Annotated in this window: 21 protein-coding genes; 16 read left to right on the forward strand and 5 right to left on the reverse strand. The window is 33.0% G+C overall.

What is annotated here, in order from left to right; translation table 11 throughout:
• Positions 1–16: 16 nt before the first annotated feature.
• Both ssb and mutY read right to left on the reverse strand, forming a co-directional pair.
• Positions 17–442: a single-stranded DNA-binding protein gene (gene ssb / locus PKK00_03425; protein HNW97449.1), complete on the reverse strand. Its 426-nt coding sequence runs from the start codon at positions 440–442 to the stop codon at positions 17–19.
• A gap of 57 nt (positions 443–499) precedes the next feature.
• Positions 500–1,570, reverse strand: coding sequence for an A/G-specific adenine glycosylase (gene mutY / locus PKK00_03430; protein HNW97450.1), 1,071 nt, complete (start codon positions 1,568–1,570; stop codon positions 500–502).
• A 136-nt stretch (positions 1,571–1,706) separates the two neighbouring features.
• On the opposite strand from mutY, the gene PKK00_03435 reads away from it, so the two are divergent.
• The 3 genes from PKK00_03435 to PKK00_03445 all read left to right on the forward strand — a co-directional run bounded on the left by PKK00_03435 (position 1,707) and on the right by PKK00_03445 (position 4,300).
• Positions 1,707–1,991 carry an HU family DNA-binding protein gene (locus tag PKK00_03435; protein HNW97451.1) on the forward strand — a complete coding sequence of 95 codons (285 nt, stop codon included), beginning with the start codon at positions 1,707–1,709 and terminating at the stop codon, positions 1,989–1,991.
• 258 nt (positions 1,992–2,249) lie between these two features.
• Positions 2,250–3,800 (forward strand): Rne/Rng family ribonuclease, encoded by a 1,551-nt coding sequence (locus tag PKK00_03440; GenBank protein ID HNW97452.1) that lies wholly within the window; start codon positions 2,250–2,252, stop codon positions 3,798–3,800.
• Positions 3,801–3,817: 17 nt separating this feature from the next.
• Positions 3,818–4,300, forward strand: coding sequence for a regulatory protein RecX (locus PKK00_03445; GenBank protein ID HNW97453.1), 483 nt, complete (start codon positions 3,818–3,820; stop codon positions 4,298–4,300).
• Positions 4,301–4,579: 279 nt separating this feature from the next.
• Here the strand turns inward: PKK00_03445 and PKK00_03450 are convergent, their stop codons facing one another.
• Positions 4,580–5,344, reverse strand: coding sequence for a hypothetical protein (locus PKK00_03450; GenBank protein ID HNW97454.1), 765 nt, complete (start codon positions 5,342–5,344; stop codon positions 4,580–4,582).
• Between the two features lie 516 nt (positions 5,345–5,860).
• Between PKK00_03450 and PKK00_03455 the strand changes: the two genes are divergently transcribed.
• The 7 genes from PKK00_03455 to PKK00_03485 all read left to right on the forward strand — a co-directional run bounded on the left by PKK00_03455 (position 5,861) and on the right by PKK00_03485 (position 16,389).
• Entirely contained in the window at positions 5,861–9,622 is a 3,762-nt protein-coding gene (locus tag PKK00_03455) for a T9SS type A sorting domain-containing protein (protein ID HNW97455.1), read from the forward strand.
• A 48-nt stretch (positions 9,623–9,670) separates the two neighbouring features.
• Positions 9,671–10,885, forward strand: coding sequence for a gliding motility-associated C-terminal domain-containing protein (locus PKK00_03460; protein HNW97456.1), 1,215 nt, complete (start codon positions 9,671–9,673; stop codon positions 10,883–10,885).
• Positions 10,886–10,943: 58 nt separating this feature from the next.
• Positions 10,944–12,122 carry a T9SS type A sorting domain-containing protein gene (locus PKK00_03465; protein ID HNW97457.1) on the forward strand — a complete coding sequence of 393 codons (1,179 nt, stop codon included), beginning with the start codon at positions 10,944–10,946 and terminating at the stop codon, positions 12,120–12,122.
• 513 nt (positions 12,123–12,635) lie between these two features.
• Positions 12,636–12,866, forward strand: a complete 231-nt coding sequence (locus PKK00_03470; protein ID HNW97458.1) for a hypothetical protein — start codon at positions 12,636–12,638, stop codon at positions 12,864–12,866.
• Between the two features lie 246 nt (positions 12,867–13,112).
• Positions 13,113–14,202, forward strand: a protein-coding gene (gene prfB / locus PKK00_03475; protein ID HNW97459.1) for a peptide chain release factor 2 whose coding sequence is annotated in 2 segments (ribosomal slippage) — positions 13,113–13,175 and positions 13,177–14,202 — 1,089 coding nt in all. Because the reading frame shifts where the segments join, the coding sequence is not laid out codon by codon here.
• Positions 14,203–14,393: 191 nt separating this feature from the next.
• Entirely contained in the window at positions 14,394–14,735 is a 342-nt protein-coding gene (locus PKK00_03480) for an ArsC/Spx/MgsR family protein (GenBank protein ID HNW97460.1), read from the forward strand.
• A gap of 40 nt (positions 14,736–14,775) precedes the next feature.
• Positions 14,776–16,389: a fumarate hydratase gene (locus PKK00_03485; GenBank protein ID HNW97461.1), complete on the forward strand. Its 1,614-nt coding sequence runs from the start codon at positions 14,776–14,778 to the stop codon at positions 16,387–16,389.
• 75 nt (positions 16,390–16,464) lie between these two features.
• On the opposite strand, the gene PKK00_03490 is transcribed toward PKK00_03485, so the two are convergent.
• Positions 16,465–17,622, reverse strand: a complete 1,158-nt coding sequence (locus PKK00_03490; GenBank protein HNW97462.1) for a hypothetical protein — start codon at positions 17,620–17,622, stop codon at positions 16,465–16,467.
• Between the two features lie 332 nt (positions 17,623–17,954).
• Between PKK00_03490 and PKK00_03495 the strand changes: the two genes are divergently transcribed.
• The 6 genes from PKK00_03495 (at position 17,955) to PKK00_03520 (ending at position 25,536) form a co-directional block, all read left to right on the forward strand.
• The gene (locus PKK00_03495; GenBank protein HNW97463.1) at positions 17,955–20,354 is read left to right on the forward strand and encodes an MMPL family transporter; all 2,400 of its coding nucleotides are present in this window, start codon (positions 17,955–17,957) and stop codon (positions 20,352–20,354) included.
• A gap of 47 nt (positions 20,355–20,401) precedes the next feature.
• A complete protein-coding gene (gene rfbA, locus PKK00_03500) occupies positions 20,402–21,259 on the forward strand; it encodes a glucose-1-phosphate thymidylyltransferase RfbA (protein HNW97464.1) in 858 nt (285 codons plus the stop codon).
• Between the two features lie 115 nt (positions 21,260–21,374).
• Complete coding sequence (locus PKK00_03505; protein HNW97465.1) at positions 21,375–22,313, forward strand: NAD-dependent epimerase/dehydratase family protein; 939 nt, start codon at positions 21,375–21,377, stop codon at positions 22,311–22,313.
• 7 nt (positions 22,314–22,320) lie between these two features.
• Positions 22,321–23,295 carry a polyprenyl synthetase family protein gene (locus tag PKK00_03510; protein ID HNW97466.1) on the forward strand — a complete coding sequence of 325 codons (975 nt, stop codon included), beginning with the start codon at positions 22,321–22,323 and terminating at the stop codon, positions 23,293–23,295.
• Positions 23,285–24,208, forward strand: coding sequence for a DUF6268 family outer membrane beta-barrel protein (locus tag PKK00_03515; protein HNW97467.1), 924 nt, complete (start codon positions 23,285–23,287; stop codon positions 24,206–24,208). Before PKK00_03510 ends, PKK00_03515 begins: the two co-directional genes overlap by 11 nt.
• Positions 24,208–25,536, forward strand: coding sequence for an MFS transporter (locus tag PKK00_03520; GenBank protein HNW97468.1), 1,329 nt, complete (start codon positions 24,208–24,210; stop codon positions 25,534–25,536). The genes PKK00_03515 and PKK00_03520 overlap by 1 nt, the downstream gene beginning before the upstream one ends.
• On the opposite strand, the gene PKK00_03525 is transcribed toward PKK00_03520, so the two are convergent.
• Positions 25,516–25,839 carry an iron-sulfur cluster assembly protein gene (locus tag PKK00_03525; protein ID HNW97469.1) on the reverse strand — a complete coding sequence of 108 codons (324 nt, stop codon included), beginning with the start codon at positions 25,837–25,839 and terminating at the stop codon, positions 25,516–25,518. The two genes, PKK00_03520 and PKK00_03525, sit on opposite strands and share 21 nt — an antisense overlap.
• Positions 25,840–25,910 lie beyond the last annotated feature (71 nt).

Consider the following 25,910-nt stretch of genomic DNA (forward strand, 5'->3'; position numbering starts at 1 on the left):
TTTTATTTATATAAAATTAAAACGGTAAATCATCACTTGGTTCCGGTGCCGGAGTTGTTGCGGAATAAGGTTCTTCCTGGATATGTTCATTACTTGAAGTATTATCGTCTCTTTTCGAAACAAGTATTTCTACTTTGTCACCAATAATTTCTGTACGGTATTTCTTAACACCGTCTTTATCATCCCATGAACGGGTACGTATTTTACCTTCAATATATACTTTGGTTCCTTTTTTTAAATTGCGTTCAGCAAATTCGGTCATACCATTGCGCCAAAATACAACTTCATGCCATTCGGTTTGTTCTGTATTTTGTCCATCTCTGCCTTTATAAACTTCTGTTGTTGCTAATGAAAATGATATCTTGGTGTTGTTTTCAAAACTGCGTATCTCTGCATTTTTTCCAAGATTCCCGATTAAAATTACTTTGTTAATTCCTGCCATAATAGTAAAAGTTAAGGTTAAATAATATTTTTCAAACTTACATAATTAATTAATATGCTATAATAAATTTTTCTTTTTTAAAAATTTTTCGATAAGACGTGAAATAGCAAAATGATTTATATTTTTAATATTAATTTTTTCAAGATTATACGGAATATCAACAAGTGGTTTATTGATGATTACTTCATAGAATTCAGCATAAATTGTCTGGTGGCTGAGTTCATGAACATCGGAAATATGAATAGATTGTATTTTATAAAATTCTTCATGGAAAATTTCTTTCCATTCTTTGTTTTTTATTATTGATTCTTTTGATAGTTTTTTTTCGGTTGTGATACATGGGAATTCATACAATTGTTTCCATATGTCATTATTATCTCTTTTTCGGATATATGTATATACTGTTGAGCCTTTCTTATATTTGATGAAAAAATAATAGAAAAATCTTTTTTTACTTTTTATTTTTTGTGTTTTGTTCGGTAAATAGCTAATGATATTTTCCTTATAAGCTATACAAAATTTATTCATGATGCATTTTAAACAATCTGGATTTTTAGGCTTGCATTGCAACGCTCCAAATTCCATTATTGCCTGGTTAAAATCACCTGCTTGTTTCGGCGGAAGAAGTTGGCTTACAGTTTTTTTAATTTCTTTTTTTGTATGTGATAATTTTATATTTTCTTTTATACCAAAAATTCGTGTAATAACACGTATTACATTTCCGTCGACCACTGCATAAGGTTTGCTAAATGCAATTGATAATATAGCACAGGCAGTATAATCGCCAATACCTTTTATCTTTATTATATCTTCATAGTTTGATGGAAAGATACCATGATGGTTTTTTGAAATTTCTTTAGCGGCTTCATGTAAATTTATTGCCCTTGAATAATATCCCAATCCTTGCCAGAGTTTCATGATCTTATTTGTTTTTGCAGCGGCTAAGTCATGAACAGTAGGAAAATGTTTAACAAAACTGTAGTAGTAAGGAGTACCTTGTTCAATACGTGTCTGTTGAAGTATTATTTCAGACAACCATATTTTATACGGGTCATTGGTTTTTCTCCAGGGCAACTCCCTTTTATTTTTCGTATACCAATGGATTAATATCTTAGATAAATGGTTCATTTTATGATAAAACAGATTTATTTTGAGAACATTATGGAAAAATATTTATTAATTCTTTTGTAAAAGAATAAAATAAATTTAACTTTGCACCCCAATTTTCAATGATTAAGAATAAAAAAACAAAATTATTTAAATTATGACAAAAGCAGAAATTGTAGCAGCTATTGCTAGTAAAACAGGAGTTGAAAAGGTTGCAGTACAGGCAACAGTTGAAGCATTTATGAATTCAGTAAAATCATCATTAGCAAAGGGAGATAATGTTTACCTGAGGGGTTTTGGTAGTTTCATAATTAAAAAGCGTGCTGAAAAAACGGGAAGAAATATTTCTAAGAATACTACTATTATTATTCCTGCTCACAATATTCCTTCATTTAAGCCAGCTAAGACTTTTGTAAACGAAGTTAAAAAGAATGTAAAATAATTTACAATAAACGGTAAAGAAATAATATTATATGCCAAGCGGAAAAAAAAGAAAGAGACATAAAATGTCTACCCACAAACGTAAAAAACGCCTAAGAAAAAACAGGCATAAAAAGAAATAATTTTTTCTTGATTTTACGTTTTATATTTTCTCTTAAAATGATAGGAATTCGAAGGTTGTTACTTCTTATTTTTATTTATTTTCATATCGCCACATAGGTGGTTGATGTGTTATGTATTACTTTTATAAATCATCAGGGTGAATAAAGAATTAATTATCGACTCGACCGCTTCTGAAGTAGTTATTGCTTTACTGGAAGAAAAGCGTCTTGTCGAGCTCAATAATGATAAAAGCGGGAAGAATTTTGCCGTTGGCGATTTATATCTGGGAAAGGTTAAAAAAATTATTCCGGGTCTTAATGCTGCCTTTGTTGATGTAGGGTATGAAAAAGATGCTTTCCTGCATTATCTCGATTTAGGCTCCCAGATTCTTTCATTGAATAAAATGATTAAAATGGCGATGTCGAATAAACAAGGCATCCCATCAATGGAAGATTTTCGTCTTGAAAAAGAAATTGAAAAAACAGGGAAGATCTCGAATGTAATAAATGTTAACCAGCAAATTTTAGTTCAGGTTGCAAAAGAACCTATTTCTACTAAAGGACCCAGAATAAGTTCGGAGATTTCTTTTGCAGGAAGGTATCTTGTACTGGTACCTTTTAATGATAAAATTTCTGTTTCTCAGAAAATAAAAAATCCCGAAGAACGTAATCGCTTAAAAAGATTGGTTCAAAGCATACGTCCCAAAAATTTTGGTATCATCATTCGTACTGTTGCCGAAAACCGCATGGTTGCCGAACTGGATACAGATCTAAGAGAATTAGTTCATAAATGGGATTCATCCATTGCAAAGCTTGCAACATCAAAAGCGCCCGTAAAAATCCTTGGCGAATTAAACCGCACATCAGCCATACTGCGCGATCTGCTTAATGAATCATTCAATAATATTCATGTTAATGATCAGCGGTTATTTGATGAAATAAGAAATTACGTACATACAATATCTCCCGATTTGCAGGATATTGTGAAGTTATATAAAGGTAAAGCACCAATTTTTGAACATTTTGGAGTAGAAAAACAAATTAAAACTTCTTTCGGGAAAAATGTTTCTATAAAAAGTGGTGCATACCTCATCATTGAACATACCGAAGCATTACACGTAATTGATGTAAATAGTGGTCATCGCACAAATGCAGAAAACAACCAGGAACAAAATGCACTGGATGTTAATCTCGAAGCAGCATCGGAAGTTGCCCGTCAATTAAGGCTTAGAGATATGGGCGGCATAATTGTTATCGATTTTATTGATATGCATGATGGTCATAATCGTCGAAAATTATATGAAAGACTAAGAGATGAAATGCGTATGGACAGAGCAAAGCATACCATTTTACCTCCAAGTAAATTCGGACTTGTGCAAATCACCCGTCAGCGTGTACGTCCTGAGATGAATATTGAAACTGTTGAAAAATGTCCGGTATGTGATGGTACAGGCGAAATAAAAGCAAGCATCATTTATGTTGATGAAATTGAGAATAACATAAAATATCTTATCCAGAATCAGAATGAAAAATTCCTGAAGATGTGCGTGCATCCATATATATATGCATACCTTACAAAAGGAATTCCATCGGTTAGCTTAAAATGGTTCCTGAAATTCAAAAAGCGAATTCGTATTGTTCCTATGTCATCGTATCATTTATTGGAATATCACTTTTTCAATAAAGATGATGATGAAATAAAACTGTAACCTTTTAATATTTCTGCATGAAAAAAGCAGAAAAAAATATATATACCACATCCCAGGCGCTAAAGAAAGCTGCCGATTATTGTGTAGTTCAGGAACGTTGTCAGCAGGAAATACGAACAAAACTATACGACTGGGGAATATATAATGATGATGCAGAACAGGTAATAGCTGAATTGATTTCCTTAGGGTTTATTAATGAGGAACGTTTTGCAAAAGCATTTGCAGGTGGCAAATTCAGAATGAAAAAGTGGGGCAAACTGAAAATAAAAAATGAACTGAAGCGAAAAAATATTTCTGATTACTGCATAAACAAAGGATTGCAGGAAATAAGCCATTCGGAATATTTGAAAGCATTAAAAGAAATTGTTCTGAAAAAATCGAAAGAAGTAAAAGAAAAAAACAGCTATAAAAGAATGAACCGGATTATAAGTTATGCCATTCAGAAAGGTTATGAAAACGATTTGGTATGGGATATAGCTAAAACAATGATTAAAGAATGAAATTTTTTTTCTTTTTTTTTAATTAAGCCTCCATTTTTCAAAACAATATGGGTTGTTTCCTAAACAAAACCAATTGTTTCCTGAAATTTGTTTGCTGTTTAAGCAACACAACCCTTTATTTCCTAAACACGATTCGTTTTTTCATATAAGCTGTTGGTTGTTTTCTATACAAAACCCACAGTTTCCTGAAAACAATCGCTTGTTTCCCTGGCACAACCCTTTGTTTCCTGAAACAGGTAGGTTAAAAACCAAAACATGCAGGCTGTTACCAAAAAACGGTTAAGCAGTTTTAGTGAATTTGATACCGCTGATTTCTTTATATTCAGGACTTGTTGAACCAAATACCGACTTTACATATACTTTTACATCCATTGCTATATTATATAAGCCGGTATTTTCTTTATAAAGGATTTTATTACGTTCGATACGGGCATTGCTTAATGCAGTTATGGCATTAATTACCGCAGTATTCTTTGTTTTCATATTTGTCAGCAAGGTATTCAAAGTTGCAACCTTCAAATCAGTTTCATTAGGGATGTATCCTGTTTCGGAAGTTAATAAATTGATAAGCTTAGCAAAATTATCGATACGATTATCGTAACTCATTTGCGATGCAGATATTTGTTTAATTTCTTCGCTTATAGTATTTATTTCGGGTTGTGTTTCGGCAACTTTGCCGGGGAGGCTGATAATCTCTTTTTTAGGTGTAGCTCTTTTGCCGGTAATTTTTCGCGTGATAGTTTTAGCATCATCAATTTTTTGTACAGTAACATCGGAACTTTCCAAAGCACTTAAAACGCGTGTTGTGAATTTACTTAATGGATTAAACAAAATTTCGCGTGCATCGACAGCTAATGAATATGCATTATGTTTGTCCTTTACAGTTGCCAGTGATGTTTGGGCAGCAGTAAGCAGGGTATTTAATGCTGTGAGCTTAAGAGATGCTTTAGCCGGATTGTAAGTTGTACCATATCCTGTACAAAAGGAAATTAATTGTTCAAAATTGGCTACGTTCCTGGCGTGGCCTGTTTCATTTGTTTTCATAGTTTTCATTTTTTTTTGTTTGTAATTTATTTTTTCGACCTACTTTTTTCTTGATAAAAAAGCTTTGAAGAAAAAACGTAAGTTTTATAAAGGATATTGTATTATTTGCTGTTTTTTAAATAAGAGAGGCACTAATAATTCAGAGACTTGAAAAATTAAAAAATCACTTCATTTTCCAATTATTAATTCAAACTTACCACCTATTGTCAAAACATAACCAAATATAAATTTGTGTTTGACTTTATGTTGTTTTTAACAGTTTGTAAAGGAAAAAAATAGTTATGAACAGGATGCACTTATTAATGCATGGTATAACCGAACGTTATAACCAGTTTATCGAATTAATGCAAAAGTATTAAAATGCGAAAAAGTCTTAAATTCAATACGTTATTAACTATATTTAAAATATCGCCATATATTTATGCGTTCTATTTTTAGTTAATTTTTTTCTGAAAAATTTTGCAGATTATTAAATTAAAATTGAATTAACAAAATGTTTAATCAAAATCCCAAACAATGAAAACAAAAAAAATCAGAAATGCGCTACTTGCGCTGGTATTAATTGCAACATGGATTGCTACAATTGATGTAAAAGGACAAAATGGGAGGTACAGTGGTCAAGAAATAATGACCCAAACAGGTGAATTAGTTCAAGCATATAGTTATTCCGGTTGTGGATTAAATTATACTACAGGAAGTGTAAAATTAGCGGCTAGGCATCTTAGCCCTACATCTGTTACACAACCGGCATCTATCAATATAACTGGTATTCCAAATAATGCAATTATTGTAAAAGCCTTTATAACATGGGTTATTGATGATTGTGCAAGTAGTTATAATAATTGCAATGTTCAATTTTATAATACTTCTAACACTTCTTATACGATTAATAATGTTCCTTATCTTGTCTCATCTCCTACAGGTAATGGTTGGATGTATGGAATCAGGAGTTTTGAAACAGAAGTAACAAATTATATTTCTCTACCATATAGTGGAACTTATAAAGTGAATTTGCTTCCTACAGCAAATTATCAACCTCCTTATAACCCTGATACTGATGGAGCAACATTATTTATTATTTATAAAATACCCAACAGTAATTTTATAGGTAACATAAATATATATAATGGAATGATTCAAAGCAATGGTAGTAGCACCATGAGTCAGCAATTATCGGGCTTAAATATTATTAATACACCTAATAATCCTAAAGCTTTTTTATTGCTTGCAGATTTTCAGGATAATGCATATGGCCCAAATCAATATCCTTCTGTAACATATAATAATATTAATACAATTAACTTTTTACCAAATTTCTGGAATTTTGAAGAACAAGCAACAAATTTAACTCAAAACCAAAGTACTTATAATTTCACTATAAATATTCCACTTTTCGGAGGTGGTTATGATGTTGGAAGTTTGCATTTAGCGGGAATATATTATCAAAGCCCAATTGTAGATGCAGGAAATAATCAAGCTATTTGTAGCGCGGGGCAATGTGCTACATTAACTGCAACAGGAGCTTCTTCATATATATGGAGTAATGGATCTACATCAAATCCTATTATTGTTTGTCCAACGACAACAACAACCTACTCTGTTACTGGAACAACTGCTGAAGGATGTACAGGAAGCGATAATGTAATTGTATCTGTAAGTACACCTCCTCCTGCTTTTACTATTTCCGGGAAAAATAATAATTGTAATCCGCAACCTAAAACATATACTGTTTCACCCTTTAACTCTGCATATACGTGGACTTGGTCAGTAAATGGAGGCATAGCTCATTCTTTTACATCAAGTACTTTTACCATTGACTGGGGATCAAGTGGTATTAATCTTCCCGGGGGAGGAACAATTACAGTTACAGCTAATAATAATGGCTGTACTACAACGTCTACTTTTAAAGTATATGAATGTTGCGATAATACGGCAACATATACATATAACGATGCGACGATAAATTCAAATACTACAATTAACGGAAGTACAATTATAGTGAATGGCACTTTAACTATTACCAATTTTGGTACTGTATATCCTACAGTAAACTGGAATGATGACCAGGTATATTTTGGTCCTATGGCAAAAATAAATATTGTTCCCGGTTGTACACTTAATATTACAAGAAGTAATTTACAGGCATGCGATACTATTTTATGGGACGGTATTTATGTTACTTCTACTAAAAAGAAAGCATTAGTATTTATTGAAGGTTCAACAGTAAAAGATGCTCTTAATGCAGTGGTTTCCATTGCTGGTGGCGGATTTAGTTTTTTGAATTCATTATTTGACAAAAATTATAAGTGTGTTTGGGCGCATTATTATAATGCAAGTCATGTTGGACATATTAACTCAACAAATTTCTATTGTACCTCAACTCTATTATATCCTCACAAAAATGAACGAACATATATTGGAGTTGAAGCTGATTCGGTAAAATTTTTATTTATTGGTGATAGCGCAACTTCTGCCAAAAATCAATTCGATAATATGGATTTTGGTATAAAATCTCTTGACAGCTATGTAAAGGTATACAATAATAAGTTTACCAATATAAAACCTACGGTTTCGTATATAAACCCTACACATACAATTTTTACGGCAATTCAATCCGATGCTATCAATACATCTTCTTCATACCCGTTAGCTAAACTTAAAGTAGGCGATCATTATGTTTCGGGTTATTATAAAAGTAATTTATTCCAGAATTGTGAAAATGGCATTTGTACTAATGATAATTATTTTGTTGATATTACAGAAAACAATCTCGAATATACTATTATTGGGAATAATTGGGGTGAAGCTATTTATACAGGTTCTGTTTCACAATCATCGGCTCCCGTAGAGATATATAAGAATACACTTGTAACGTATAAGCGAGGGATTCATGTAATAAATTCAAGTGCAGCTATGGTAAAATGTAATATAATTAGTATAAAAGCTCCCATAACTTCACAATCATATGAAACTCGTGGAATTCTTGCCGAAAACTGCCAAAGCGCTACAATTGCTCAAAATACCGTAACAGGACCTTCGGGAGGTAATGGTGACTGGCGTATTACTGGCATACGTGCCGATGGATGTCCCGGAACAATAATGCAATGCAACAGTTCTTCATCTGTTGGCAGGGGAATAATTTTTGGCGGAGTTTGTACTCCCGGTACCGATATGTCGAAAAATGATATGACCAATTACATGGACGGACTTTTCCTAAATTGGTGCGTTATGGGCCAGCAAGGCTCAAGCGGTTATCCTACTGATAATACTTGGTGGGTTACAGGTAGTCGTAATAGCGATACTTATGCTTATAATTCCTATGGTAACCAATCTCCTTTTTATGTTAGAAATACAGGAGGTGTTTATGTGCCAACAATTAACACATTCACTATTGGTTATCCTCCAGTTACTATTAATCAAACCACCGGCTATTCTTATGTGCGTTGTAATTATTGTTCAGGAGGTGCTATGAGTATGAGCCAAACAGAAGCAGAAGTTCCTGTAATTGATAAAACAGATGAGTACACTGCAATAATTGAAAATAACAATGATGCACTAATAAGCAGTGAAAACAAATGGCTGATGAGGTATTTCCTGTATAAAAATGTTTTATCGGAAAACCAAACCACAACAAGTATAGTAAGCAATTTTATGCAAGCCAATCAGGATAGTGATATTGGAAAACTGGTACAGGTAAACAATTTTATTGAAAATGGCGAATATGCAAAAGCACAGGAGGAAATTAGTAGTATTACATCGAGCAGTACAATGGCGGATAACCTTATAGGTTTTTATAAATTGTATTCTGAAAAACTAATTTCAGATAATAAGTATCTGCTTACTGATGCCGATAAACCTGTATTTGCAGAAATAGCTCAGCAATGTCCTTACCAGTACGGACCAGCAGTATACCATGCACGTGCATACCTTAAAGCATGTGGCGATATAACAGAGTACATCAATTCGTGCGAAAATACTTTGCCTGCATCGGGTTCAAAATTGTCAAACACTAATGAAAATACCATACAGGAAATAACAATTAGTGTTTATCCCAACCCTGCAAAAGACGAGGTTATTATTTCTATACCTATTGAAATCAAAAGTATATACAAGATAGAGCTAATAGATGTTCTTGGACAAACTATACTTTCAGAAAGTATAAATAAAAATCTTTATACTTTATCCTTAAGTGGAATTAATAAAGGTGTTTATATTTGTAAAATATTAGATGAAAAAAGCAATGTTTTATTCAATGATAAACTTACAGTTATTAAATAATTTTTAAACTTCGAAGCATTCCGATATATATCGGAATGCTTTTATTTTATGAAAAAAGTACTAATAATATTATTGTTTTTTCTATATACAGTAAAAGGAATTACTCAAAATTTAGTTCCTAATCCAAGTTTTGAAGAATATTCAATCTGTCCATCTTCTTTAGGTCAGTTATCTTTTTCTATTCCATGGCAAAACCCAAATAATCGCACTCCTGATTTTTGCAATTCTTGTTGTAGTATTTCAACTGGTTCTTCTGTTCCTGATAATTCATGGGGGAATGAAAATGCACATACAGGTATTGGTTATAGTGGAATTTGTTCATTTTATAAGTCAGAACTGGGTAGAGAATATGTACAGGTTCTTCTAATAGATAGTTTAAAAAACAATACGATATATTGCGTTGAATTTTATGTAAGTCTTGGAGATAAATCAGATTATGCTGTAAATAATCTTGGGGCGTTCCTGTCTACAATGGCAATAAATAGTACGAACGATCTTATAATTTGCATTCCTCAAATTATTAATATTAGTACAAATCCTTTAACAAATAAAGACGGTTGGAAAAAAATATCAGGTTCGTTTGTTGCATCAGGAGGTGAAAAATATATTACTATCGGGAATTTTAATGACGATCCTTTTTCAGATACTATCCATGTAGATTCATCTGGATATTGTGGAGGAATGACATATTATTACATAGATGATGTGTGCGTTTACGATTGCAGTGCACCTGTATATATTGCTGAAGCAGGAAATAACACAACAATATGCAAAGGCGATAGTGTGCAGATAGGTTCTACGCCTCATGCTCAATACCTATATAACTGGCAACCATCAATAGGATTAAGCGATACAACAATTGCAAACCCTTATGCTAAACCTGAAATTACAACAAAATATTATTTAACCCAAAAAGATTTTAAATTCGATGAAACGATTGATAGCATTACTGTATTTGTAAAAGATTGCAATGATTCAATTACAATACCAAATGCCTTTACCCCCAACGGCGATAGCTACAATGATTATTTTATAGTTCATGGAAAAAATATTAAAACCATAAGCGGAAAAATATTTAACCGCTGGGGGCAGGAGCTATACAAGTTTACAGATGCAAACAGCAACCCGATAGCTATCGGGTGGAATGGTAAAACCGAACAGGGAAATGAAGTTTCGGAAGGGACATATTTTTATATTATTACTGTTACTTTTGAAAACGGAGAAGTGCAGGAAAAGCATGGATGTATTGAGTTGCTGAGGTAATTCAGAAATAAAACACAAGAATTTTTAATGTTGAATTATTAATTTTAAATGAAATAAAATGAAAAAAATAATACTATTTATTTTTGTATTTACATTAACCATTAATCATATAAATGCTCAATGGCAACAGACAAGCCTTGATAATACTCAAGTTTATTCATTAGCCATAAGCGGAAACAATATTTTTGCCGGGACTTTTTATGGTAGTGGTGTGTACTTGTCTTCAAACAATGGAAATAATTGGACTGTTGTGAATACAGGCTTAACAAGTACAATGATACAATCATTAGCTATAAGCGGAAACAACATTTTTGCTGGGACATATAATAATGGGGTATACTTATCAACAGATAATGGCAATAATTGGACAGATATGAATACAGGCTTATTAGATGCCAATATCAAAGCATTAACTATAAAAGGGGACACCATTTTTGCAGGAACTAATGGCGGTGTTTATCTGTCTACAAACAATGGACAAAATTGGGCAGCAACATCTTTATCTGATACTATTGCTGTTTTAGCTTTAGTAATTAAAGGGGATTCCATTATTGCCGGGACTGATGGTGGTGTGTATTTATCTACAAACAACGGAATAGTTTGGTTAACTTTGAATAATGGTTTACCAGTAAATACTTCAGTTTATTCATTAGCAATAAACGGGAACAATTTTATTGCAGGTACAGATAATGGTATATATGTTTCTACAAATAATGGAAATAATTGGATTGCTGAAAATACAGGTATAGCAAGTACTTCAATCTACTCATTAGTCATAAGTGGGAATAACATTTTTGCAGGAACTAATAATGGGGTATATTTTTCTTCAAACAATGGACAACTTTGGACATTGGAAAGTAACGGTTTAGTAAATTATATTTATGTTTTTTCTTTAGCCATAAAAGGAGATACTATTTATGCCGGTACAAGTAAACCGGGAACATCTGGTGGTGGTGTATGGAAACGTCCATTATCTGAATTAACGGGAATAGCAGAACAATATAATTATATTAATGATTTCTCTTTTTATCCTAATCCTGTAAAAAATTATATTACCATTAAAAACTCTAAAGAAACAGAAATAAACTTTTATTCAATTCAGGGACAACTAATAAAAACCCTAACAACAAACAGTAATAAAACAAGTGTTGATGTTTCAGCATTTCCAAGTGGTGTTTATATTATTGAAGTTAAAACAAACGAAAGTTGTTTATTGAAAAAATTTATAAAGGAATAAATTATATTATTTCTTAAGACAACTATATAAATGTTTTTCAATTTACTTTTTAAAATGTCAAAGTACAGGAAAAGCATGAAGTGATTGAATTTCTGAGGTAATTCAGCATGCAGTCCGCCGAGGTGGATAAGAATCAAGGATGAATGTTCAATTTTGAATGATTAATATAAAATTACCTAATAACTCTGAAAAACGAATAACCTAACCAGCAACCACAAACTAATAACCAAAGACATCAATTTAATATTTTCCATTTACTATTATCTATCCGCCGTGGCGGAGCTATAAAAAGGTCAAAGGTTGAAAGGTTTAGCTACAAGCCAAGTCAATGGTTAAAGGGGGGTGGAAAAACTCCATTAACAAAAAACATATAACCAAGCCAGCAGCCATCAGCCAACAACCAATCCGCCTTGGCGGACATCAATTTAATATTTTCTATTTGCAATTATCTATCCGCCGTGGCGGAGCTATAAAAAGGTCAAAGGTTGAAAGGTTTAGCTACAAGCCAAGTCAATGGTTAAAGGGGGGTGGAAAAACTCCATTAACAAAAAACATATAACCAAGCCAGCAGCCATCAGCCAACAACCAATCCGCCTTGGCGGACATCAATTTAATATTTTCTATTTGCAATTATCTATCCGCCGTGGCGGAGCTATAAAAAGGTCAAAGGTTGAAAGGTTTAGCTACAAGCCAAGTCAATGGTTAAAGGGGGGTGGAAAAACTCCATTAACAAAAAACATATAACCAAGCCAGCAGCCATCAGCCAAAAACCACAACCATTTCTTCTATTTGATATTTTCTATTTGCTATCATCAATGAAGTAATACCAATTGTTAATTTAAAATAGTCCAAAGGCTATTTTAAATTTTACAATGGTTATGCCGATGACATAGATGTTATAATACAATTTATTGGACTATTACATATATACAATCGGTATTATTTGCTATCTAATGATTATTAATTAAATTTGCATTTCAATATAAAATTATGGTAACTGCTGAAAATATTAAAGACCTTACCCGAAGGCTCGAAGCCTTAAGGAGGTTCCTTTGACATTAAGAAAAAACTTTCACTGATTGCCGAAGAAGAAAAACTTACATTACAACCCGATTTCTGGAACGACTCCAAACAAGCCGAAAAAATTTTAAAATCAATTAAAGAAAAAAAAAGCTGGACTGAAGCATATTCCCTTTCTGAAAGCGGAATGAACGATTTGAATGTGATGTGGGATTTTTTCCAGGAAGGCGAAGCTACCGAAGAGGATATTGATAAACAATATTCCGCTACTTTAAATAATATTGAGGTTCTTGAATTCCGCAATATGCTTAGCGGAGAAGAAGATAAACTGGGTTCTGTATTAAATATCAATTCGGGAGCTGGCGGAACCGAAAGCCAGGACTGGGCCGAAATGCTTATGCGAATGTACATCCGCTGGGGCGAACGAAATAATTATAAAATAAATGTTCTTGATGTGCAGGAAGGCGATGTTGCCGGAATAAAATCGGCATCACTCGAATTTGAAGGTGATTACGCTTATGGTTATCTGAAAGGGGAAAGCGGTGTTCACCGTTTGGTAAGGCTTTCGCCATTTGATGCTGCCAATAAACGTCACACATCATTTGCTTCTGTGTTTGCTTATCCTATAATAGATGAAAATATAAATATCGATATCAATCCTGCCGATATTAGCTGGGATACCTATCGTTCTTCAGGTCCGGGCGGACAAAATGTGAATAAGGTTGAGACCGCAGTTCGTTTGCGCCATGCTCCAACCGGTATTATCATCGAATGCCAGGTAACCCGCTCACAGCAACAGAATCGTGAAAAAGCTTTACAGATGCTTAAATCGCAGTTATACGAATTGGAACTGCGTAAGAAAAAAGAAACACTTGCTGAAATAGAAGGAAATAAAAAAAGAATAGAATGGGGCTCGCAAATTCGTAATTACGTTATGCATCCTTACAAAATGGTCAAAGATTTACGAACAGGTGTTGAGACATCGAATGTGCAGGCAGTGATGGATGGCGATTTATACGATTTTATTAAAGCTTACCTGATGGAATTCGGACAGAAATAAGTCCTAAAATTCAAGCATCAAGCTCAAAACCCAAATGGTCTTCTTGGAAAAAATAATTAAGGAGATTAAACGCTATAATAGTGTTTGAAAATTCTTTTCTCTTTTTGAATTTGATACTTTGGATTTTTTTTACATAATATTGTTAATGAAATAACAAAAAATGTAAATTAGCATGTCGATTAATTTTTAATATGTACCAGGTTTATCATAATCCCCGTTGTAAAATAAGTCGTAGTGTTGTTGATGAATTACAGAAACACAATGCAGAAATTCAGATAATCGATTACCAGAAAAATATTCCAGGCATTGAAGAATTAAAAAAGCTTCTTGCAAAATTGCATTTGAAACCTTTTGATATTATCAGGAAGAACGAAAAAATTTTCAAGGAAAAATTTCAGAAAAAAAAGTTCACCGACGATGAATGGCTTATCATTATTCGCGAATATCCGATATTGATGGAACGTCCAATAGTTGTAAAAAATAATAAAGCCATTATTTGCAGGCCCCCTGAAAGAATTGAAGAATTTCTGTAAAAAAAGAAAAATAAAATTTAAACTATAAACAACATACACTATGGCGGATTTTATTTATGAAAAGCCTTTTCAGATTGGAAAGGATTTAACCAGGTACAGACTGCTTACAAAAGATTATGTAAAAGTAATTGAAGCAGGAGGCAGAAAAATTTTACAGGTTGACCCGAAAGGATTAGAGCTTCTTGCAAAAGAAGCAATTTTTGATTTGTCATTTTTTCTTCGCACTTCTCATCTTGAAAAGTGTGCAAAAATACTTGACGATCCCGAAGCAACAGACAATGACAAATTTGTTGCGCATGTGATGCTTAAAAATACTGTTATTTCTGCTAAAGGTGAACTTCCATGGTGCCAGGATACCGGAACAGCAATAGTGATAGGCAAAAAGGGTGAGCAGGTTTGGACGAGCGGTAATGATGCAGAATTTTTATCGAAAGGAATTTATACAACATACCAGGAAAAGAACCTGAGGTATTCGCAGATAATACCATTGTCAATGTTTGAAGAAAAGAATTCAGGAACGAACATGCCTGCACAGGTTGACATTTATGCAACAGAAGGGATGTCGTACGATTTTCTGTTTATTACCAAAGGCGGTGGCTCTGCTAATAAAACATTCTTATATCAGCAAACAAAATCATTGTTGAATGAAGAATCGCTGGTAAAATTTGTGAAAGATAAAATTAAAGATCTTGGTACATCAGCCTGTCCGCCTTATCACCTGGCGCTTGTAATTGGCGGTACCTCTGCTGAAGTTACACTTAAAACCGTGAAAGAAGCATCTGCCGGCTATCTTGATAATCTGCCAACAACAGGTAACGCCAGCGGTCGTGCATTCCGTGATATTGAATGGGAAAAGAAAATTGAAAAAATTTGTAATGAATATGGTGTAGGTGCACAGTACGGTGGAAAATATTTTGCCCACGATGTACGGGTGATAAGGCTTACACGTCATGCAGCCTCTTGTCCTGTTGGATTGGGAGTGAGTTGTAGTGCCGACAGAAATATTAAAGCACACATTAATGAGAATGGAATTTTCATTGAAGAGCTTGAAAGAAAACCCGAACGTTTTATTCCTGCAAAAGAACCGAAACTTGAAAAAGCAGTTGAAATAAATCTCGACAGGCCGATGAAAGAAGTTCTGGCCGAGCTTACAAAATATCCAATTAAAACCAGGTTGAGTCTTACCGGAACACTAATAGTTGCAAGGGATGCAGCTCATGCACAGCTTAAAAAAATTATTGATGAAGGTAAACCAATGCCTGATTATTTTAAGAATCATCCTATTTATTATGCAGGCCCTGCAAAGACTCCGAAAGGTATGCCTTCGGGAAGCTTTGGTCCAACAACTGCCGGACGTATGGATCCTTATGTTGATTTATTCCAGAGCCTTGGTGGTTCGTTGATCATGCTGGCAAAAGGAAACCGTACCAAAGCTGTTAAAGATGCATGCAAAAAATATAGTGGATTCTATCTTGGCTCTATTGGTGGACCTGCTGCAATACTTGCTGCTGAAAATATTAAGTCTGTTGAGCTTGTAGATTTTGAAGACCTTGGCATGGAAGCTATCCGTAAAATCAGGGTTGAAAATATGCCGGCATTCATCATTACTGATGATAAGGGAAATGATTTTTTTGATGAGTACAACAATAAATAAAAATAAATTTTGCTTCATAAAAAAACTCATGAGCAATCATGAGTTTTTTTATTTTTCTGAAAGATAGATTTTAATTTATTTTAATAATGATTTATTTTTCCAGACAATATCTTTAACCATTCCTTTTAATACTTCTCCTGCTTTTAAGATCATTGCAGGGTTTGAAGGGAAAGGTAGAAAATCATTACCTAATTTCTTTTTGGTTTCATCAGTAAGTGCATTCAAATCACCATTAGCTGTTGCAAAATAATTTTCAAAAAATGATTCGGCGGTAACAGGTTCGGTCTTTATCAAATCTTCTGTTTCTGCACTTAAGTAATCAAGAGCTCCGCTGATGACAGCCGATTTCTTTTGCATGGTTTCATTAACAATGCAGGTAATAGTTTTATATTTTGGGATTTTAATATCATTACCTAAGCTGTCTTTCATAACATTGCCAAGCGAATCGAGTTTGTATGTGAATCCGTCCTGAATTTCTTTTGTTTCGGTATATTGTTTTTCTTTGATTGATTCCGGTGAAACATCAATAACTTTTATGTTCATCAAAATAACATAAGCGTAATCGCGTCCTTCAACTTCTTTGGTATCGTAGTTAATCCACATCTGGTTCAATTCCGACATTGATATTTTTGTAAGTATGGATTCAAAATCTGCAGGCAATGGAATAGTTGTTCCATTTAAGATTTTAAATAACACATTTGCTGTTCCTTTTACAATAGCTGCTTTTTCAAGCGAATCGCAATCTTTATAAGTGGTATAATAATTTTTTACTTTTTCAAATTCATAATATGCTTTTTGTGCATTTTCGCATCCGCTTTGTTTTAAAAGAGATTTTGCATGAACATAAAAATATTCGGCAGCTTTCTTCTTGGCTTCGATAATATCGTTATCATAATTTACATTTTCAAAACCAATTTTGCTTAATAAATTTTCGGGCAATACTTTTACTTTTTCCTGGCGTACTTTAAGAGAAACATATTTTGAATATACTTTGTCCCAAATATCGGGTTCACCTGTTTTCTTTAAAAATGTAATATCATCAAGGTCTTTCTGGTTTGCAAGTTTGTATGAGTTTGAAAGTACATTAAGTTCCTTATATTTTTCATTCAAAACTTTTTTCAATGACTTGTTTATCGCTTCATCGTAAAATCCTTTTTGCATTAATTTTTTTGACGAAGAACATCCCGAAATGATTATCATCAGTGTGATTGAAAGGGTAAATATTTTTTTCATAACATCATGTATTAAGTTGCAAAAATAAATAAACAAAGATTAAGCCATTTAATAAAAGTTTTATTATTACAATAGTTTGTTAATCTTTTAATAATTTTTAGGCTAAAGCCCAATTTTATTGAGTTTTATTAATCCCGATTTTAAGGTCGGGGTTATTGTGAAACCCACAATTATAAAGGGCTTTAGTCCTTACATAAAAATTACCTAACAATTATTATTAGACATAAACATAAAATTGAAGGATTAAAAATAATTTATTCATTTTTCTTTTACAAATGAATATCTTAATTTTGAGGTTTCTAAAAAAATAGGGTTACATAAAAATATAAATAATGTGGACTGTACTTGTTAGATTAATACTAAGGAATAGACCGGGAATTATTATTGTAATTGCTCTTCTAACGGGTTTTATGGCTTACCAGGCATTAACCGTTCAGCTTTCTTATGAGTTGCCCCGAATGCTTTCATCGGGCGATTCAACGTCAATTAAATATGATATTTTTAAAAGCCGGTTTGGTGAAGACGGGAATGTTTTTGCTGTCGGAATTAAGAACAATAAAATTTTTGAACTTACACAGTTTAATGCTTTATATGAATTGTGCTCAGAAATAAAGAAAAAAGAAGGTATAGAAGAAGTAGTGTCAATTACCCGTCTGATCAATATTTATAAAAATGACAGCCTGAAAAAATTTAGCTTTGGGCCCATAGTTCCGGGTAAACTTAAAACACAAGCTGAAGTTGATAGTATCCGAAATTTAATTTTCTCTCTTCCATTCTATAAAGGTTTATTATATAATGAGAGCAAAGATGTTTTCCTGTTAGGTATCACACTTGATAAAAATAAAATTAACGATAAGAGCAGGGAAGGGTTGATATTTGATATTAAATCAACGATTGATAATTATCAGGTAAAGACCGGAAGTGAAGTCCATTATTCAGGTTTACCATACATCAGGACACTTACAACACAAAAAATTAAATCAGAGCTTATACTTTTTATTATACTTTCTTTGATTATTGCAGCGATTATCATGATTCTTTTTTTCAAATCAGCCAAAGTTGTTTTCTCTTCAATGATAATTGTTTTAGTTAGTATTATCTGGACACTTGGAACGCTTTCGCTATTTGGATTTAAAATTACTATTCTTACCGGCGCTATTCCTTCGGTGATTACCATAATTGCTATTGAAAATTGTATTTTCCTGATCAATAAATATCATTGGGAATACAAACTTCATGGAAATAAAATCAAAGCATTATCAAGGGTTGTAAAACGAATAGGATTTGCTACGCTAATGACCAATTTAACAACAGCTACAGGGTTTGCTGCTTTTGTTTTCACTTCTAATGTAATGTTACGCGAATTTGGAATCGTAGCATCAATTAATGTAATGATCGAGTATTTATTGTCGCTTGCGTTAATACCAATTCTGTTCAGCTATTGGGCACCACCTAAAGAAAAACATGTTGAACATTTGGAAAATAAAAAAGTTGTAAAGGTTATTGAAACTATAAAATCGTTGGTTTTTAACAGGCGGGGTATTGTTTATATTATTACAACGCTTTTTGTAGTGGTTTGTATATTTGGAACTACCTTTATGAAGACTTCAGGAAAATTGGTTGATGATATCAAATCTTCTGACCCGATATTTGTTGACCTTAAATTTCTTGAAAAGAACTTTAATGGTGTAATGCCTTTTGAAATATGCATTGATACAAAAAAGAAAAACGGGGTAATGAAGTTATCAACGATTAATAAAATTAATAAACTTCAACAGGAGATCGATAGTTTTCCCCAGTTTTCAAAAGCATTATCCCTTGCTGAATTTGTGAAATTTGCCAAGCAGGCATTTTATAATGGCGACTCATCGTTTTATAAAATTCCCAACAATAATGAAAAAGATTTTATTTTATCATATCTTCCAACGAATATAAAAGGTAAGAAAAACCTGATGCATTCTTTTCTCGATAGTACGAAACGTTATACACGAATAAGTGTTCAAATGAAAGATGTGGGAAGTAAAGAAATGAAGCTTATTGAATCTAAATTAAGACCTAAGATTGATTCCATTTTTAATCCTAAAAAATTCGATGTTACCATTACCGGAAATAGCGTGGTATTTACAAAAGGAACCGATTTTTTAATTCGTAATCTTTGGGAAAGCTTAATCATAGGAATACTTATAATATCAGTTTTGGTTGCGATTGTATTCTCTTCATATCGTATGGTTGTTATTGCAATGATATGTAACCTGATACCTTTGCTCGTAACTGCTGCAATAATGGGGTATGCAAGTATTCCCGTAAAACCATCAACATTAATAGTTTTTAGTATTGCATTGGGAATTTCAATTGATAATGCCTTGCTATTTTTGTCGAAATACAGGCATGAACTGAAAACAAATGAAGGAAATATTAAACTTGCTGTTTCTAATGCTTTAAGCGAAACAGGTATCAGTATGATTTATGCTTCCATTGTTCTTGTAATGGGTTTTGCTGTATTCTCGGTATCAGAATTTGGAGGAACGCAAGCATTGGGCATGTTGATTTCGATAACTTTATTTGTTGCGCTTTTCTTTAATATTATTGTTTTGCCTTCACTCATAATTACTCTTGATAAAATCATTACCACAAGATCATTCAGAAAACCAATCATTGAAATTTACGATGTTGAAGTTACTGACGATAATAATGATGAGATGCTTTCGGAAGAGTTAAAAGAAAAAAACTAAATTCGTTAAAACATAAAACTGATTTTTTATTTAATTAAATTGAGAAAATGAAAGGAATAATACTTGCCGGTGGTTCCGGTACAAGGCTGCACCCTTTGACTATTGCTGTAAGTAAACAGTTGATGCCGATATATGACAAACCAATGGTTTATTACCCGTTATCAGTGCTGATGATGGCTGGAATAAAAGAGATTCTTATTATTTCCACACCACATGATCTACCGGGTTTTAAAAAACTACTTGGCGATGGAAGTAATTTAGGTTGCAAATTTGAATTTGCTGAACAAGCTATTCCCAATGGACTTGCACAGGCTTTCGTTATTGGAGAAAAATTTATTGGAAAAGAGAAAGTTGCATTAATTCTTGGTGATAATATTTTTTATGGAACGGATCTTCCGAAATTGATCCAGGAAAATAATAACCCTGAAGGTGGTGTCGTATTTGCGTATCATGTGTCTGATCCTGAACGATACGGTGTTGTTGAGTTTGATGAAAACAGGAAAGCAATATCAATTGAAGAAAAACCGAAACAACCTAAGTCGAACTTTGCTGTTCCCGGTTTATATTTTTATGATAATTCAGTTGTTGAAGTTGCCAAGAAAATTAAGCCAAGCCCCAGGGGTGAATATGAAATTACCGATGTGAATAAACATTATCTGGATGAAGGTAAATTAAAAGTAGGAATACTAAGTCGTGGAACAGCATGGCTTGATACCGGTACTTTTAGCTCGTTATTACAGGCATCGCAATTTGTACAGGTTATTGAAGAAAGGCAGGGTTTGAAAATAGGCTGCATTGAAGAAGTTGCATATCGCATGGGGTTTATTGATGCAGCACAACTTGAAAAAGTTGCCCAACCTTTATTAAAAAGTGGATATGGGCATTACCTGATGAATTTACTTTGATAAAAAATTTTCGTTAAAATAATTTTACATTAAATATTTGATTGCTGAAATTAAAAGGATTAATTTTGATTTCTATATTATATAAAACAAGATTAATCTTAAATTTTATTATTGAATGAGAAAGATACTGATTACAGGAGGCGCAGGATTCATAGGGAGTGCATTAACAGAAAAATTGCTTGAAGATTCTGAAAATTTTATTGTTGTTGTTGATAATCTTACAACAGGTGAAATGATAAAGTTACCAGTTGCTCCAAAAACTAAATTATGTTTTATTAAGTGCGATGTGAACTCTTACATGGATATTTCATCCATCATGCAAAATTATCATTTCGATTTTGTATTTCATTATGCTGCAATGGTGGGAGTTCAGCGTACACAACAGCATCCGGTAAAAGTGCTTAGTGATATTAAAGGAATTGAAAATATTTTACTTCTTAGTAAGAATACAGGGGTAAAAAGAGTATTCTTCTCTTCTTCTTCCGAAGTATATGGAGAACCCATGGAATTACCGCAAAATGAAAAAACGACTCCTTTAAATTCGAGGATCCCTTATGCTGTGGTAAAGAATGCAGGTGAAGCATTTCTCCGTTCATATAAAAAAGAATATGATCTGGATTATACTATTTTCCGTTTTTTCAACACTTATGGTCCAAAGCAAAGTATTGATTTTGTAATGTCGCGGTTTATCGCCATGGCATTGAAAGATCAGAATATAACAATATTTGGTGATGGAAAACAAACACGAACTTTCTGTTATATCGATGACAATATTGATGCATGCGTAAATGCATTTTATGAAGATAAAGTTGTAAATGATATTATGAATGTTGGAGGTGATATAGAAATTACAATTCTTGAACTTGCAGAAAAAATAATTAAAATTTCCGGTTCAAAATCAAAAATAATTCATTTGCCTGCACTTGAAGAAGGGGATATGCTTCGCAGATATCCTGATGTTACTAAAATGCACGCTATTCTGAAAAGACAGCCTTATTCTATGGAAGAAGGAATAAAAAAAATCCTTGAAAACACTCAATATATTATCAGGTAAAAACATCATGCACACTGCTGAAATATTATTCGAAAAAGTTAAAGAAGCTTTAAAAACAGTTGATCTAAACGGAAGACCTAACGAATTATATGTCCCGATAAGTTATACGCTAAGCCTTGGAGGCAAACGCATACGTCCGGTATTAGTTCTGCTTACTTGTGAAATGTTTGAAGGAAATCTTGAATCGGCAATATATCCGGCAATTGCTATTGAGGTATTTCATAATTTTACTTTGCTTCATGATGATATCATGGATAACGCGCCTATACGCAGGGGGAAAGAAACTGTGTTTAAAAAATGGAATGCAAATATTGCCATTCTTTCGGGCGATACTATGTTTGCACTTGCGTATAAATATTTGATCAAAACAGAAAAAGAAAATTTAAATAACATACTCGAGATATTTACCAATGCTGCAATTGAGGTTTGTGAAGGTCAGCAGTACGACATGAATTTCGAAACGATCGATAATGTTAGCGTTGAAGATTATATAGAAATGATTCGGTTAAAAACAGCGGTGCTGATTGCTGCAAGTATGAAAACAGGCGCTGTTATTGGTAAAGCAAAAAAACAGGATGCCGAAAATATTTACAAGTTTGGTGAATATATCGGTCTTGCCTTTCAATTACAGGATGATTTGCTTGATGTTTATGCCGACCAGGATAAATTCGGAAAGAAGATTGGCGGCGATATTGTTACAAACAAAAAAACATACCTGTACATAAAAGCCTTGCAGGATGCTAAAGGTGACGATTTAAAAAAGTTGCAGCATTATTTTTCTTCAACCGATTTTAATGCTGAAGAAAAAGTAAATGCTGTAAAAAAAATATATGATAATATTGGTGTTCGAGAAGCCACGGTGAAGCTGATAAATCAATATTATGAAAAGGCATTGGAATACTTCAAAATGATTAATGTTCCTGAAGAGAGAAAAAATGTTTTAAAAAAATTCACCGATCAAATGATGCAACGTGATTTTTAATAAAAAAATTATATTTGTTGTCATTCTTTTAATCCTTCGATTTTCGGCATTGTCACAGCCTTTCGTTGATATTGTGAATTTAAGATATTCTCGTTTTCCTCAAACTGATTTTAAAGATTATTCAAATTATCACTCATCAACCAATCAGTATACTGCTGAACTTTTTGCGCCAATTCAATTAAAATCGAAGGATGTAATTCTTGTTGGTGCTTCGTACGATTACCTTAATTTTTATTTACATGAAGATTCAAGTAATCTGAAAATCAATAGCGACAATCTTTGCCAGTTTTCACTTCAATTGGGGATGATAAAAAAATTAGGAAAAGAAAGTAAATGGAGTACTACATTGCTTGCCATTCCTAAGATTAGCGAATGCAATGATAACATGGCTTTTGATAAAGAATGTTTTCAAATGGGTGGTGCTGTTTTGTTTGTATATAAAAAGAAAAATAGTTTGAAATATAAATTTGGTTTGTTTTATAACCGTGAATTTTTTGGAAATTATTTTATGCCTTTGGCTGGAATTGATTGGAAAATCAGTAGTCGCATGTATTTGTTCGGAGTACTTCCGGGCGCAATGAATTTTGAATATAAAATTTGTGATAAGTTTTATACGGGTCTTGGATATAAGAGCAATACTGCTTCTTACAGGTTATATGAAAACCATTACATACGTGAAGGTGATAAATTTTGGGGACATAATATGCTCCGAAATTTTTATCAGTATTATATCACAAAACAAATAATGCTATACGGAGAAATCGGTTATACAGGCTTCAGAATATTTGAAGAGTATAATGATGAAAATAAAATTGACAATACACGTTTTGTTTTTCAGAAAACAAAAGATCATTTTTATTTTGATGCCGGAATTGCTTTTCGTCTACGCTTAGATAAAGATTACGAAGATTAATGTGGAAGAAAAATAAATACCTGGTAATTCAGAAAGGCGACAAGAAAGTTATCCGTGGCTGGGTAATGTACGACTGGGCCAATTCTGTTTACCAGCTTACAATAGCTTCTGCAATTTTTCCAATATATTATAATCAGGTTACACGAAACGGAAACGATTTTACAATTGATTTCTTTGGACTTCATGTAATAAATACGGTTCTTTATTCATGGGCAATTGCGGCTGCTTATCTTTTGGTTGCATTGTTTTCGCCGCTTTTTTCATCAATTGCAGACTACACAGGAAGAAGAAAATCGTTCATGAAATTTTTCACATGGCTTGGAGCTTTATCATGCGGAATGCTTTTCTTCTTTGATAAACAACATATCGAACTTGGAATAATTGCTTTTACGCTTGGAACAGTGGGGTATGGGGCAAGCCTAGTTTTTTATAATTCTTTTTTACCGGTTATTGCTGAAGAAAAAGATCAGGATAAGATCAGTGCAAGAGGCTATTCAATGGGCTATCTGGGAGGTGTTATCCTTCTTGTTATAAATCTTGTAATCGTATTATTTCCCGCTTTGTTTGGAATTACAGATAATTTGTTGCCGGCAAAAATTTCTTTCATGTCTGTGTTCCTTTGGTGGATAGGTTTTTCACAAATTACTTTTAATCGTTTACCTCGATATACTTTTGGACACAGAAAAAAAGGGACAAAATCGAATGTGATACTTAATGGCTATAAAGAGCTTCGGATTGTTTTTAACCAGGTAAGAAAATCATTCAGATTAAGTATTTTCCTGCTCGGCTATTTCTTTATTACCATGGGTTTGCTGACAGTTATGTTCATGGCCGCAACTTACGGTGAAAAACAATTAAAGCTTAGTGAAGAAATTCTAATCTCAACAATTTTGGTGATACAATTAATTGGAATGCTTGGAGCGTGGCTGTTTGCAAGGATTTCAGGGAAGATAGGAAATATTAAAGCTTTGATTATTTCGGTAATAGGATGGATTTTTATATGTATTGGCGCGTATTTAATTACTGATGCCATCGGTTTTATAACTGTTGCATTCTTTGTCGGATTGGTAATGGGAGGCTCGCAATCGCTTGCCAGATCAACGTATTCGAAGATGCTGCCCGAAACAAAAGACCATACTTCATTCTTCAGCTTTTATGATGTGATGGAAAAACTGGCTACAGTTGCAGGAACATTCAGCTTCGGGTTTATTGAAGCAATAACAGGAAGCATGCGTAATTCAATATTAGCGATAATTTTATTTTTTGTAATCGGACTTATCTTTTTCCTTTTTATTGTAAGAACAAAATCACAGGAGCCCCAACTCTAATTTTGCTGTATCGCTCATCATATCTTCGTTCCAGGGTGGATCGAAAGTTAAAACAACATCAACATCTGTTAGCCCTTCAATTTCTTTTATTCTGTCGTGAACTTCAAGTGGAAGTGAATCGGCAACAGGGCAATTAGGCGCTGTTACGGTCATTAAGATATGTGCAACTTTATTTTCATCAATACGAATTTCATAAATCATTCCCATTTCATAAATACTGACGGGTATTTCAGGGTCGTAAATAGTTTTTAAAGTATCAACAATTTTACTTTCCAGTTCTAGAAAAATTTTTTGTTCAGTCATCGTTTAATGTTGTTTAAAATACTTTGGGTAACTTAGTGTCTTTGCGACTTAGTGGCATTTTCGCCACGAAG

The organism is Bacteroidales bacterium (assembly GCA_035353855.1).
Lineage (GTDB): Bacteria > Bacteroidota > Bacteroidia > Bacteroidales > CG2-30-32-10 > DAOQAK01.